Raw genomic sequence first — 14,139 nt, 5'->3', positions numbered from 1 at the left:
CCTATAGATAAAGCAGCTTCCATTTGTCCCTTATCTACAGCATTAAAGGAACCTCTTAATACTTCTGATATGTATGCAGATAATTCCTATCCCCCTTTCTATTACATATAAATTTTAACATTTATTATATAGTGCCATTCTAAAATTAAATATTTAAATAACTTTTATATACATAACTATATATTAATTCCACTTTGTAGCATTATCTTAAATTCATCCCAACTCACAAATTTTCCTCCCATGCTTTCTAAATGATTAGTATGCATTTGACAGTCTAAAAATATATATCCTTCTTCTTCTAATTTTTTACACATACTTATTAAAGCTACCTTAGATGCATTTGTTACCTTAGAAAACATACTTTCACCAAAGAAGCATTTTCCTATTTTAACTCCGTAAAGGCCTCCAACAAGTTCACCTTCCTTATATACTTCCACACTAGATGCAAATCCAACTCTAAATAATTTTATATATGCATTCATAATTTCATTATTTATCCATGTACCCTCTTTATTTTCTCTAAGTTCCTTACAGTTTTTTATTACTTCGTCAAATTCTCTATCAAAAGTAACTTTAAATTCACCTTTATTAAAGACTCTTTTCATTGACTTTGATATATTAATTTCATTTGGTTTTATAATAAATCTTGGTTTAGGACACCACCATAGTATTGGTTCATCATCACTATACCATGGAAAAATACCATTACAATAGGCTAATAAAAGTCTATCAATACTTAAATCTCCTCCTACAGCTAGTAATCCATCCTCTTCTGCTAACTCTGGGTTTGGAAATATTATTTCTTCTGTTAATCTATATATAGGCATATGATTTTCCCTCTTTCAAAAAATATTTATTTACTATACGTTTATCTATAAATTATATTCTAAATTACTATTTTCTTAAATAAAAAATTATTACTTTCCATAATTATATTAATTTGTATCATTTTCTATCCTTAAAGAATAACATAATATGTAAGAAGTAAAATCTTATAATATTAAATGTAGGTGATTAAATGTCTTATTATAATAAAAAAACATCTTTTGATGTATCAATAGATTATCAATTATATCAATCTGGAAAAGGAAATTATTTCATTGGTCAAACACCTATTTTAAATGGTGAGACTGAACATTCTTTAGCTATATTATACAATCCACCTAATTCAAATCGAAATATCTACGTAAATGCTATTACTATAACAAATATTTCTGATAATAACTTATCATCAGAATTTTATTTAAGATCATCATCTAATAAAGGTAAAATTAGCAATTTAGTTAGTTGTGCTAATACAAGTATTTATCCAGAACCAAATCATAAGGGACAAATTAAATATCTAAATCCAACTTCTAATCCTCCATATGATGGTGTTCCTATATTTAGTAGAATAGTATCTCCAAATTCAACATTAGTTGTTGATGGTGGACAAATTATACTAGGTCCTAATCAATCACTTAGTGTCTATATTGGTGGATTCTCACCTGTAATAATTGATAAAATAATATTTGCATTTGGTTGGTGGGAAGAAGTAATTACTAAAAACTGTGATTGTTAATTAAAATAGAAAAAGTATCTCTATAAATCTTAGCGATACTTTTTCTATTTTTAATGATATTTTAACGTTTGTAATCATATTATATAAAAGCAAGTAATGTTTAGAGGGAATTATGAGTAATCCTACTAATTATGCAATTTATCTTTTTGCAAAAGAAAACATGAGAATTTCTACTGATGATTTTAGTTATAAAATAGGTTGGATAAATCTTAAAGATATTAATCCTCCAATTCTTTCAAGCAATTCCACAAATGTTTCTAGTGATATCTTAACTATAAAAAATTACCTGAAAAATGGTTATACAGTTAAATTTGATTTTAACTATACAATGGATAGTAATGAAAGTCCTGAAATAAAATTTTCAACGCCTCACCCAAACGGAAATTTTGCTAAATATTTTGAAAATACAGATAACTCAATAATTTCTCTTCAATTTCAACAACAACCAAATCCTACAGTTACTACAAGAATAGATTATACAATTACTAATATTAGTATAAAAGATTCTTCAGGAAATGAAGTTACAGAGTTTTATTTATTCTTTGCAGATACAGAATTTATTCATAAAGTAAATAATAATGCTGAAAAATTACAATGTATAAGTGAACCAGCTCCGTGGGTAGAAAATAAAGAATTATATCTTCCTGATAATATTTATACAGGTGATCCTAAAATAGATTTTTCTACTGATAATAAAATTATTTATATTGAAGGTACACAAAGTGAAAATACTGCTAACTCTAAGGCTATTTTAACATACACAGAAAATCCTACTACAATAAACATTATTACAAACTCACCACCACGTTCTGGTTTTAGATATTCTATAGGAGGTGTACTTCTGAAAAATGATACACCTAATATACTAAGAAAAATTTCTAGCATAACTTCAATATTTATCAATAATTTTCAAACTTTTAATTATTATCTTGAATTTTATGCTAATTCACTTTCATATGAAATAAGCTATACTCTAACTGAACCCTTAGCGCCTGGAATCGAACTTATATCTGTCTCAATAATATCATCTAATTCTAAAACTGTTAAATTTATGATAACTCAAAGGGTATCTCCTATAATTATTGATATATATAATGATGAAAAATACGAAAACACAAAAATTTTAATCACTTTAATAGTAAAAATTTCTAATTCCAGCAAATTACCTTCAGACTATATTTCAAATACGGCAAATCTTATAGTTCATTATGCTAATGATAAAGTGCCAGATGAATCTGTAGACAGTAATACATGTAATATAAAAATTCTCAAATGTAATAGAGGTCTAAATTTATTTAAATAAAAGGGTTATTTTGAATACTGTAATATTCAAAATAACCCTTTTATTATAACTAGTTATAATATCTTTTTTAGACTATTTCATTATCCGCATCAAATATAATTCCTGATTTCATTCTAGCTATAGTTTGAATTTCTGCAACTATTAAACTATGTTCTAGCATTTCATAACATCTTTCTAAGTTATTATTCTTAATAATTTCTATAAATTCAATAAATTCATTAACTATTCTATTATCATAAATATTTTCATTAATTAAATTATGCGTTCCATCATTCATTAAGACTTTAAAACTTTCACATGAATTAGTTGGATTATCTTGATATATACATCCTTTATCCCCTTGAATATTATTTGAAATAGGAGCTTTACAATCTTTTGCTCCAATACATACACATTTAAAACTATTATATTCTAATATTAATATTCCTGATGTATCTATTCCTCTTTCTATATTGGGATAATACTCTACATTTTTAGGTTTTCCAAATAACCCCACAACATAATGAATATTATATATATTCAGATCCATTAAGGCTCCTCCAGCAAAATTTGGATCAAATACAGGTAATATATTTCCTTCTTTAAAACTATTATATCTGCTAGAATATTGTGAGAAATTACATTGGACAATTTTAATATCTCCTAATTTAGGAACTAACTCCTTAATCTTTTTATAATTAGGTAGATATTGATTAGTTATAGCTTCAAATATAAATAACTTTCTTTCCTTAGCTAAGTCACTCAATATTAGTGTTTCTTTATAATTTGTTGTTATTGGTTTCTCAACAATAACATTTTTATTAGCTTCTAATGCTTGTTTAGCAAATTTAAAATGCAAATTATTGGGCAATGCAATATACACAGTATCAATATCACTATTTAATAATTCATCATAATCATAAAAAACTTTTTTAATTCCATATGTATTCTTAATTTTATTTAATTTTTCCTTTTTATTAACTCTTCCATATATAGCTTCTAATACTAATCCATCTATATGATGTGTAATTGTTAAAAACTCTTTTACAATCATTCCTGAACCTATAATTCCCAATTTCATATTTTTTAATCCTTCCCATCATCTATTATAGCCTTATTATAATTCACCTTGTTTATTATTTCTATATAATTAATAATAAATAAAAGTTATCTATTCAAATTCACTTTTATGTTCCTTAAAGAAAGTATAGTACTGTTGTACATTTTCAAGTTCAGTCCATTTCTTTATGTCAACTGGATTTTCATCTAAATCATATATCTTTGCACCTTTTAACGAAAGTATAAAAGGTGAGTGAGTTGCTATAATAAATTGACATCCTAAATACCGTGCATGTTCTTCAATAAATTTAACTAATTCTATTTGACGCTTTGGTGAAAGGCTATTTTCAGGCTCATCTAATATATATAATCCACTCTCCTCAATTTTTGAAATAAAATATCTAAATGCATTTTCACCGTTAGAATATTCTCTTACATTATCCATTAAATTATGACGTACATATTTAGATTGTGTTTTACTTCTAGATTCATTTACCTTTCTTAATTTATCATAATCATCTATTGATTGCATTTGAAATCTATTATATTTATTATCTAAATATTCTTCAAAAAGTTTCTCCCTTTTATTATCAATTCCTTCATTAATGTTTCTAATATTTAACATATAATCGAATACATCATCACTTGTTATAATTCTACTTTTTTCTGGGATATCATTTTCAATATTTACTTCACACATATCTACATACTTTGAATAAAAATTAGATTTATTATATATGGAATCCCTATGTACTTTTATCTTTTCTGCTATTATATTTAATGCGGTTGATTTCCCAGAACCATTTCCTCCATATAAAATTGTAATTCTATCGAAATCAATTCTTTCAAACTGATTCTTAGAAAGAATTTTAAATGGATAAAAGGAATCATAGCAAGTTCTCTTTTCATCTAATATAAAATTATATTCTCTATTTTCATTAACAAATATAAAGCTATCTAAATATATCATTATTTAATTAATACCTCTCAAAATAAATCTTTATTAAATTAATTTTACTACTTTTTGTAATAAATTTAAATATTAGTACTATCTATTATTAAATATTAAAATTAAACTATACATTTATATTTTTAAGGAGGAAAGTATGGGTAATATTATTGTTGTATATCAATCTAAATATGGTTCAACTAAAAAATATGCTGAATGGTTAGCTGAAGAGCTTTCTTGTGATTTAATTGAAAAGAAAAATATATCTATAGAAAAACTTTTAGAATATGATACTATTATTTATGGTGGTGGACTTTATGCAGGTGGAATAAGTGGAATTAATTTAATTACAAAGAATTTTGATAAACTCTCTAATAAAAATTTAATATTATTTACCTGTGGACTAGCCGATACAAATAATAAAGAAAATATTGATTCTATTAAAAACTCTATAAGTAAGATACTTTCAGTAGAAATGCAAGATAAGATTAAAATTTTCAATTTACGTGGTGGTATTGATTATAAGAAACTTAATTTTGTTCATAAAGCTATGATGAAAATTATGTATAATATGCTTTGTAAAAAAGATGCTGAAACATTAAAAAATGATGATAAAGATTTAATTGCCACTTATGGTGATGTTGTTGATTTTACTAATAAAACTACTATTAAGCCTATAGTTGAATATGTTAAATTTAAAATATAAGTAGTACATTTTATAAAAAATCTCAAGGAATTAAATAATCTCCTTGAGATTTTAAATTTTACAATATAATTTCATGAAAAAAGATATAAAACTAGAAATTATACTAGCTTCATATCTTAAAGACTAATTTCTATTTATGCCACTTGTTCAAACTGACTATTATAAAGTTCTGCATAGAAACCATTTTTAGCAATTAATTCTTCATGATTTCCACACTCTAAAACATCTCCATCCTTTAATACAAGAATTACATCTGCATTCCTAATAGTTGAAAGCCTATGAGCAATAACAAAAGAAGTTCTACCTTCCATGAGTTTATCCATTGCATTCTGAATTAGAAGTTCTGTTCTCGTATCTACTGAACTTGTTGCTTCATCTAAAATTAACATTGGAGAATCCTTAATCATTGCTCTTGCAATTGTAAGCTGCTGCTTTTGTCCAGCAGATAAGTTAACTTTATCATTTAAAATAGTATCATATCCATTATGCAACGTTTCAACAAAATGATCTAATCCTACCGATTTGCATGCATTTTTAATTACTTCATCTGGAACATCCTTTTTATTATACACAAGATTTTCTCTTATTGTACCTTCAAATAACCATGTATCTTGCAATACCATACAGAATAAATCATGGATATTTTCTCTTGTTAAATCACTTATTGAAATATCATCAATTAAAATTTCTCCACTATGTATTTCATTAAAACGCATAAGCAAATTAACTAATGTAGATTTTCCTGCACCTGTTGGTCCTACTATTGCAATCTTCTGACCTGGTTTAGCCATAGCTGAGAAATTATTTATTATAATTCTATCTGAACCCTCATATCCAAACTTAACACTTTTAAATTCAACCTTCCCTTTAGCATTTATAAGTGAAGTAAATTTATTATTTTCATTTTCCATTTCTTTTGCTTCTAAGAATTCAAATACACGATGACTTGCTGCTGCTGCCGATTGTAAACTTTGTACTCCTTGTGCTATTTGAGAAAGGGGCTGAGTAAAGTAACGAACATATATAGTAAATGCTACAATAACACCAAATGATATGTTTCCTTTCATTGCAAGTGCTGCTCCTACTATACAGACTGCTACATATCCTAAGTTGCCTATAAAATTCATAATTGGCATCATAAGCCCCGAAAGAAACTGTGCTCTAAATGCACTGTTTTTAAGCTTAGAGTTTAAATCTTTAAATATAAGACTCATATTTTCTTCTGCATTATATGCTTTTACGATAGTATGCCCTGAATATACTTCTTCAATATGACCATTTATTTTACCTAAATATTCCTGATGACTAGTAAAATATTTTTGAGAACTTTTCATTACTATCATGATTGATACAAAACCAATTATAGTTGCTAAAACTGCAGTTACTGTCATAATAACATTTGTTTTTAACATCATAATTAATGAACCTAAAAATAAGAAAACTGCAGTTATTAAGGATCCAACACTTTGATTTAATGCTTGTCCTATTGTATCTACGTCATTAGTAATACGCGAAAGCAAATCCCCAGTTGTATTATTATTATAATATGACATTGGAAGTCTATTTATCTTTTTAGAAATATCACTTCTTAAATTTTTAGAAATCTTTTGTGTTATTGTAGCCATAATATATCCTTGTATCAAATTTAATATGGCACTAAAAACATAAATAGTAACAAGTGTTAATCCTATAGATATTATTTTAGTCATATCCATATTTCCCATTAAACCAGCCGCCATAATATCTGTCATTTCCGAAAGCTTATCAGGTCCAAACAAAGATAATATAGTTCCTATTACTGCACATATAAGTGCTATTACTATTGATATATAATACTTTTTACAGTATATTATAATCTTACTTAAGTTTTTTTCTTGTTTTTCACCTTTATTCATTATACAACCTCCTCTTTTAAAACTTCTGAACATGCAACCTCTTTATCTACAGCTAACTCTTCCTTTGAAAGCTGAGAATAAGCAATTTCTCTATAGATATTACAATTTTTAATTAATTCATCATGTTTTCCCACACCAACCATACATCCATCTTCTAATACAATAATCTTATCTGCCTCCTTTATACTACTTATTCTTTGAGCAACTACTAGCATTGTAGTTCCTGTACTCTCTCTTTTTAAGAATTTACGAAGTTTACTATCTGTTTTATAGTCAAGTGCAGAAAATGAATCATCAAAAATTAATACTTCAGGATAACGTGCTATCGCTCTTGCTATTGATAAACGTTGCTTTTGTCCTCCTGAAAGATTTGTACCACCTTGCGCAATATGAGCCCCATATTCCCCATCTAATTTTTCTACGAACTCAGATGCTTGTGCTGCATAAACTCCATAAATAACATCATTCTTTGTAGTTTCTCTCTTTCCACTTTCTCCAAAAGCTATATTTGACTCAACTGTTCCTTCAAACAAAGTAACTTTTTGAGATACATAACCTAATTTATTTCTAAGATATTTTTCATCATATTCTTTTACATTAACTCCATCAACTAATACTTCACCTTCTGTCACATCATAAAATCGTGGTATAAGATTAATTAATGTACTTTTACCAGAACCAGTTGCTCCAATAAATGCTACTGTTTCCCCTTTATTTGCTTTAAAATTAATATTCTTTATAATATATTCATCAGCATCTGGATATTTAAAACTAACATTTTTAAATTCTACCTCCCCCAAAATTCCAATTGGTGATTCCTTTACTATTCCATTTTTTATTTTACTTTTTGTATCTAATACTTCATTAATTCTTTTAGCTGCAACAGTCGCACGTGGAAGCATAATAAATACCATTACCAACATCATAAATGCCATTATTACCTGCATTGCGTATGAAGAAAATACTATAATCTCAGAAAATAATACCATTTTCTCATTTATAGGCGCATTTTGAATTAAAATAGCTCCAATCCAATAAATTGCAAGGCTTACACCACTCATAATAAAACTAATACTTGGTAATAAAATAGCCATAACATGATTTGCGAATAAATTAACCTTTGTAAGCTCTAAGTTTGCCTCTTCAAATTTATCCTCCTGATATTTTTCAGCATTATATGCTCTAGTAACAGCTATACCCGAAAGATTTTCTCTTGAAACTCTATTTAAGTTATCTGTTAATTTTTGAATTTTCCTAAATTTGGGTAGTGATATTATAACACATATAGCAACTATAATTAATAATAATGCTACCGCTACACCTGTTGTTAATGAAAGTTCAAAATTCCTACCAGTAATTTTTAGTATTGCCCATACTGCAAGAATCGGTGCTTTTATTAATACTTGTAACCCCATAACTATAAATATTTGAAGTTGAGTAATATCATTTGTAGAACGTGTAATCAAACTTGCAGTAGAAAAATTGTTAATTTCCTCCATGGAAAATGATTGAACTTTATCAAATAATCTAAATCTAAGTCTTGCTGAAAAGTTTGCTGATATTTTTGATGCAAGCCCTGCAACAATAATTGAAGCTACTAAACTACCTAATGCACAAGTTAACATCCAGCCACCAGCAGTTAAAATTTCACTCATTTTACTTCCAGGACTTTGAACAAGTTGAGTAATTTCACTCATATAATCAGGTAACTTTAAATCAAGCCAAACTTGAGAAATAATAAAAATTATACTAATACTTAATAATATCCATTCCTTTCTTTTAAAGTTTTTAAATATTTTAAACATAAAACCAAACTCCTTCCTTGTTTGTATGTTTATATATTAAATATAAAAGATTAACTGAAAATAAACTTTTATGGTATATATTTTCATATAAAAATTAAATTTAAACAAAAATAAAAATGGTGCCTTAACTAACACCATTTTTATTTTATATTTATAAATTTAATCCTATAGGAAGGATAATTGTAAATTTACTTCCCTTTGAAACAATACTCTCACATTTTATTGTTCCATTATGTAGATCAACTATTTTTTTTACTATAGAAAGACCTAAACCATTTCCATTAACTCCATGTGAGGCATCCCCTTGATAAAATTTATCAAATATTTTAGTAATAGTCTCTTTATTTATTCCCACACCTGAATCACTAATATCTATTATAATTTTATCTCCTTTTTTTTCAGTTTTAATACTTACTATACCTTGTTTATTATTAAATTTAATTGCATTATCTAATAAGTTTATCAATACTTGACTTAACATTTCTTTATTTCCGCTTATATAGTAATCTTCAATATTAATATCTAATGAAATATCTTTACTTTCAAATTTAGAGTTTAATATCAAAATACTTTGTCTAATTTGTTCTCCAATATTAATTTTTTGTGTATCTTTTAATATGGCTACAGTTTCTATTTTTGAAAGATTTAAAACATTAGTTGCAAGTGATGTTAATCTTTTAGATTCATCTATAATTATATCTAAATATTCATCCCTTTCTTCTTTTGAAAGCTCATCATCCTTTAATATTTCAGCAAATCCTTTTATAGATATGATTGGCGTTTTAAATTCATGAGAAAAATTATTTATAAAATCAGTACGTAAAACTTCAATTCCACCTAATTCCTGTGCCATTAAATTAAAATTTTCAGAAAGTATTTTAAATTCAGGCGGATGAGTTAAATTAAGACGCGCTGAAAAATCTCCACGTGAAAGCTTTTCAGTTCCAGCTATGAATTCTCTTATATTTTTTAATATAACTCTACTTGAACAAGTCGATACTACAATTCCTATAATTATACATGCTATTAAAGTCATTATTGGTAATATCATTACATTATTAATATTTTTTTCATTTAAAATTCCAAGTGAAAATGAAAAATATATTAACCCCCCAACAATAAGAGTAGTTATTAAATTTATTATAAATATTGAAATAGAAAATGAAAGTGTTAACCCTATTCTTTTTTTAATTCTTCCCATTATTTTTTACCGCCTTATATCCAAGTCCTCTAACTGCAACTATTTCAAAATCAGGATAAAAATCAAAACGCTTTCTTAACCTATTAATATGAACATTAACTGTTGTATCACCACTTTCAGTTTCCATACCCCAAATCTCATCCATTAATTGAATACGAGTAAAAATCTTATCTGGATAAGATAAAAGTTTATATAATAGATAAAATTCCTTTTGCGGCAATGTCTGCTTTTCACCTTCCCTACTTACAGTTAAATTATCATAATCTAAAGTTACTTTTCCAATTATAAGCTTTCTTGAATTTACAATTTGAGCCCTTCTTAAAAGTGCTTTAATTCTAAGTAACATCTCCTCTGTATCAATAGGTTTTGTCATATAATCATCAGTACCTACCATGAATCCCTTTTTCTTATCTTCTGGAAGCTCCTTTGCCGTTGCCATTAATATAGGTGTCATATAATTAGCATCTCTAAGTTCTTTAGCAAATTCATAACCATCCATATTAGGCATCATTATATCTAAAATAATTAAATCTATATATTGATTTTCTAATACCTCCATTGCCTTTAATCCATCTTCAGCCTTAAAAACTGAATATCCGTCTCGTTTTAAAATAGTTTCAAATAATCTTCTTATATGCTTATCATCTTCAACAACTAATATATTGATCATAATTTTCCCCCCATAAATTTCAATATTCCATTTATATTAAATAGGTAATATATATTCATTAATAAGATAGCAACCTCAAATATTCATTATAAATGATTTTTACTTTTATAATACTACTAAAAGATAAACTGAAAATAAACTAAACTTACTTATTAATAAAATTATATACCATATATATATCCATTAGCATTTTAATAAAAAAAGTCAGCGTTGCTGACTTCTTAATTTTGAAAAAGTTTATTAATATTGTTATAAAAAATATCTTCTAATGCTTTATCATCTAATCCACAAGTTAATACCTTTTGAATTTCAATAGATGGGTGATGGAAAGGAGCATCTGTACCAAAAAATATCCTATCAGCCCCTACCGATTCATATGCCTCTCTAATTTTGCTTTCCATAGGCATTCCTGACATTTCTAAATAAAGATTCTCATAACGTCTAGCCATTTTTAAACTTGCATCTATATATACACCGTGTCCATGCCCCATATGAATCATAACAACTTTAACTTTAGGAAATCTTTCAGCTAAAAGTGCAATGCTCCAAGGTAATGAATATGGTGGATGACCACAATGAATAAATATCGGAATATTCAAATCTTCAGCAGCTTCCATTATTGGATTTAACATTTCTGAATCAGCTACATAGGCATCTTTAAGAGGGCTTAACTTTATCCCACAGAAGTTTTTGTTTTTTACATAATTATATATTTTTTCTACAGCAAGACTCTTCTCATATGGATTAGTATAAACTATAGGTAAAACCCTATCATTATACTTTTTATATGCATTTGCAACTTCATCATTATCATGAGAACCTGTTCCACATAAAACTACCTTTTCAATTTCATATTCATCCATTTGTTTTATTAATTTATCTATATCAATTTCAACTTTAGCCCAGCCACCAAAACTACCAATATGACTATGTGCATCAATTTTCTTCATAATTAAATCCTCCTTAATCTATTTATTACATTAGCTTTTGATAAAATTGCTATAACTAATATAGAAATAGATACTCCACTAATAGTTTGTAAAGTTAATCCATATATACCTGTAACAGCATAAGCTATACCAAATAAAGGTACTTTAACTATTGTATATGCAGTTATTTGAAATAATCCTCCTATACATGCTCCTATAATCCAATTAAATTTCGAATTAATTAGTAACTTCTCTATAAATACTCCCATAATAATAGCCATAACAAATTTAATACAGAATGTAGGAACTATCCAGATTATATATCCTCCTACTAAATCTGCTATAGCTGCTCCTATAGCCCCTGCTATAGCCCCTTTTTTAACTCCTAAAAGTAATACAGCTATAAAAATCATACAATCTCCAAGATGTGTATATCCATGCAAAGATGGAAGCTTTAAAGAATATGTTGCAACAAAGACCAATGCAGCCATCATTGCTATTTTAGTTGTTTCTTTTGTTGTAAGTTGTTTTTTATTCATTCTATTTACCCCATTTATATTTATTTATAGAATAAATTACCACAACTTCTCCTTACCATCAAATGTATACATACACTTTGATTATTTGTTTAAATTCTAAATTAAATAACTATTTTTTCAACACATAAAACTGACTAATATAGCTTATCCTAAAGATAAATGACATTTTAATTTAAATTTATTTAGAGGTAATATTATGAAAAAATTTACAGCAATAAAAACTTATACTACATTTCCAAGGAATGTTCAAATAATGGTTCTAAGCGAATTGAGCTTGGCATTAGCCTTTGGTATATATAGTTTTTTACAAATCCTTTACTTAAATGACATAAATATTCCTTCAGATAAAATAGGAATAATTTTTTCTATAGGCTCCCTATTTTCAATGGTTGGTTTTTTCTTAGGCCCCTTTATTCATATATTAGGTAGAAAAACTATCTTAGTATCTGGATGTCTATTAAGTGCTTTAGGGGTAGGAGCTTATGTTTTATTTACAAATTATATTTTACTACTACTTTCACAAATTTTAATTAATATAGGATTATGCTTTATTCAAGTTACAGAACTTCAACTATTATATTCCTATACAACGCCTGATAAAGAATGTTGTGCTTACAGTTATAAATCATCGGCTAATTTTATTGCATCCACACTTGGAGGATTACTTGCAGGAAACATAAATAAAATTTATTTCTTTAATAATATAGGTTACAGAAAGTTATTCTTTTTATCTGTACTATTAATACTTTTTGCATTCACCTTAAGATTATTTCTATTACCTAGAGATGAGAGGCTAAAACCTGATAATGGAATAATTAAAGAGTCAATTATTAATACTTTTTCATTATTAAAAACACATAAAAGCATGAGAATTTTTGCCACTTTTCTTTTTATAATTACTATAGGTGGAAGTGCTGTTTGGCCCTATACTAACTTAGTCTTAAAAAATCAATTTGGATTAAGTAATACATATATATCAATAATTAATTTTATTATAACTACGTTAAACATGATTGGAATTTTAATTATGCCATCTATTATTGAAAAGTTCGGAATAAAAAAATTTGAAATTCTATCTTTACTATCATTATCTGCAAGTATGCTTTTATTAGGCTTTAAGGTTTCAAAAGTGATCTTTATTATTTTACTTATAATTAGAGGTGCTTCTGCTTGTCTTGTGGGCTCCTCTTTAGATAGTTCTATGATGAGTAATATTGAACTTGATAATAGAGATGTTTTTGCAGGGGTAAAATTATTAGTTAATGGAATATCCTCTGCCATAGGTAACTTTGTTGGTGGATTTATTATTGAAAATATTAATTTTAGGGGAGTTTATATTTATGGATTCTGTGTATTCATTATAGTAATTTCTTTCTTCTATATTAAGGTGTGTAAATTATTTGATCATTCTATTATTATTGAAAGATATCATAGAGATTGTAAATGTCGTCTTCGTCATAAATATATAGAACGTAAAATTTAAAATAACTCAATAGAAAGAATATCTCCTGTATATTTTCTTTATAAACATTGTTTTGCTTTA

13 protein-coding genes are annotated in these 14,139 nt (G+C 26.5%); 4 read left to right on the top strand and 9 right to left on the bottom strand.

From position 1 onward, the window contains the following. Positions 1-176 precede the first annotated feature (176 nt). A complete protein-coding gene (gene aat, locus I4V51_RS15665) occupies positions 177-827 on the bottom strand; it encodes a leucyl/phenylalanyl-tRNA--protein transferase (protein ID WP_195989376.1) in 651 nt (216 codons plus the stop codon). A gap of 191 nt (positions 828-1,018) precedes the next feature. Between aat and I4V51_RS15660 the strand changes: the two genes are divergently transcribed. Next, a complete protein-coding gene (locus I4V51_RS15660; protein ID WP_195989375.1) occupies positions 1,019-1,561 on the top strand; it encodes a DUF6143 family protein in 543 nt (180 codons plus the stop codon). A gap of 112 nt (positions 1,562-1,673) precedes the next feature. Beyond that, entirely contained in the window at positions 1,674-2,864 is a 1,191-nt protein-coding gene (locus I4V51_RS15655; RefSeq protein ID WP_195989374.1) for a hypothetical protein, read from the top strand. 67 nt (positions 2,865-2,931) lie between these two features. Here I4V51_RS15655 and I4V51_RS15650 read toward each other — a convergent pair whose 3' ends face one another. Both I4V51_RS15650 and I4V51_RS15645 read right to left on the bottom strand, forming a co-directional pair. Further along, positions 2,932-3,924, bottom strand: a complete 993-nt coding sequence (locus I4V51_RS15650; protein ID WP_195989373.1) for a Gfo/Idh/MocA family oxidoreductase — start codon at positions 3,922-3,924, stop codon at positions 2,932-2,934. A 90-nt stretch (positions 3,925-4,014) separates the two neighbouring features. After that, the gene (locus I4V51_RS15645; protein ID WP_195989372.1) at positions 4,015-4,872 is read right to left on the bottom strand and encodes an AAA family ATPase; all 858 of its coding nucleotides are present in this window, start codon (positions 4,870-4,872) and stop codon (positions 4,015-4,017) included. Between the two features lie 136 nt (positions 4,873-5,008). Between I4V51_RS15645 and I4V51_RS15640 the strand changes: the two genes are divergently transcribed. Then, a complete protein-coding gene (locus I4V51_RS15640; RefSeq protein WP_195989371.1) occupies positions 5,009-5,557 on the top strand; it encodes a flavodoxin domain-containing protein in 549 nt (182 codons plus the stop codon). A gap of 134 nt (positions 5,558-5,691) precedes the next feature. Here I4V51_RS15640 and I4V51_RS15635 read toward each other — a convergent pair whose 3' ends face one another. The 6 genes from I4V51_RS15635 to I4V51_RS15610 form a co-directional block, all read right to left on the bottom strand. Continuing rightward, on the bottom strand, positions 5,692-7,452 hold the full coding sequence (locus I4V51_RS15635; RefSeq protein ID WP_195989370.1) for an ABC transporter ATP-binding protein: 1,761 nt from the start codon (positions 7,450-7,452) through the stop codon (positions 5,692-5,694). Then, positions 7,452-9,257, bottom strand: coding sequence for an ABC transporter ATP-binding protein (locus I4V51_RS15630; RefSeq protein ID WP_195989369.1), 1,806 nt, complete (start codon positions 9,255-9,257; stop codon positions 7,452-7,454). The genes I4V51_RS15635 and I4V51_RS15630 overlap by 1 nt, the downstream gene beginning before the upstream one ends. A gap of 151 nt (positions 9,258-9,408) precedes the next feature. Then, positions 9,409-10,458: a HAMP domain-containing sensor histidine kinase gene (locus I4V51_RS15625; protein WP_195989368.1), complete on the bottom strand. Its 1,050-nt coding sequence runs from the start codon at positions 10,456-10,458 to the stop codon at positions 9,409-9,411. Next, on the bottom strand, positions 10,445-11,128 hold the full coding sequence (locus I4V51_RS15620; protein WP_195989367.1) for a response regulator transcription factor: 684 nt from the start codon (positions 11,126-11,128) through the stop codon (positions 10,445-10,447). The genes I4V51_RS15625 and I4V51_RS15620 overlap by 14 nt, the downstream gene beginning before the upstream one ends. A 221-nt stretch (positions 11,129-11,349) precedes the next feature. Further along, entirely contained in the window at positions 11,350-12,078 is a 729-nt protein-coding gene (locus I4V51_RS15615) for an amidohydrolase family protein (protein ID WP_195989366.1), read from the bottom strand. A gap of 2 nt (positions 12,079-12,080) precedes the next feature. Then, entirely contained in the window at positions 12,081-12,596 is a 516-nt protein-coding gene (locus I4V51_RS15610; protein WP_195989365.1) for an ECF transporter S component, read from the bottom strand. A 196-nt stretch (positions 12,597-12,792) separates the two neighbouring features. On the opposite strand from I4V51_RS15610, the gene I4V51_RS15605 reads away from it, so the two are divergent. Further along, complete coding sequence (locus tag I4V51_RS15605; protein ID WP_195989364.1) at positions 12,793-14,079, top strand: MFS transporter; 1,287 nt, start codon at positions 12,793-12,795, stop codon at positions 14,077-14,079. Positions 14,080-14,139 lie beyond the last annotated feature (60 nt).

Origin of the sequence: Clostridium sp. D53t1_180928_C8 (genome assembly GCF_015667795.1) — a bacterium.
GTDB lineage: Bacteria > Bacillota > Clostridia > Clostridiales > Clostridiaceae > Clostridium.
The sequence above is the reverse complement of the archived record's forward strand: the minus strand, read 5'-3'. Positions and strand labels throughout refer to the sequence as shown.

Bases quoted from the DNA above. Each gene is read 5' to 3' on its own strand.
- aat (WP_195989376.1), bottom strand. From the start codon at position 827: ATGCCTATATATAGATTAACAGAAGAAATAATATTTCCAAACCCAGAG.
- I4V51_RS15660 (WP_195989375.1), top strand. From the start codon at position 1,019: ATGTCTTATTATAATAAAAAAACATCTTTTGATGTATCAATAGATTAT.
- I4V51_RS15655 (WP_195989374.1), top strand. From the start codon at position 1,674: ATGAGTAATCCTACTAATTATGCAATTTATCTTTTTGCAAAAGAAAAC.
- I4V51_RS15650 (WP_195989373.1), bottom strand. From the start codon at position 3,924: ATGAAATTGGGAATTATAGGTTCAGGAATGATTGTAAAAGAGTTTTTA.
- I4V51_RS15645 (WP_195989372.1), bottom strand. From the start codon at position 4,872: ATGATATATTTAGATAGCTTTATATTTGTTAATGAAAATAGAGAATAT.
- I4V51_RS15640 (WP_195989371.1), top strand. From the start codon at position 5,009: ATGGGTAATATTATTGTTGTATATCAATCTAAATATGGTTCAACTAAA.
- I4V51_RS15635 (WP_195989370.1), bottom strand. From the start codon at position 7,452: ATGAATAAAGGTGAAAAACAAGAAAAAAACTTAAGTAAGATTATAATA.
- I4V51_RS15630 (WP_195989369.1), bottom strand. From the start codon at position 9,257: ATGTTTAAAATATTTAAAAACTTTAAAAGAAAGGAATGGATATTATTA.
- I4V51_RS15625 (WP_195989368.1), bottom strand. From the start codon at position 10,458: ATGGGAAGAATTAAAAAAAGAATAGGGTTAACACTTTCATTTTCTATT.
- I4V51_RS15620 (WP_195989367.1), bottom strand. From the start codon at position 11,128: ATGATCAATATATTAGTTGTTGAAGATGATAAGCATATAAGAAGATTA.
- I4V51_RS15615 (WP_195989366.1), bottom strand. From the start codon at position 12,078: ATGAAGAAAATTGATGCACATAGTCATATTGGTAGTTTTGGTGGCTGG.
- I4V51_RS15610 (WP_195989365.1), bottom strand. From the start codon at position 12,596: ATGAATAAAAAACAACTTACAACAAAAGAAACAACTAAAATAGCAATG.
- I4V51_RS15605 (WP_195989364.1), top strand. From the start codon at position 12,793: ATGAAAAAATTTACAGCAATAAAAACTTATACTACATTTCCAAGGAAT.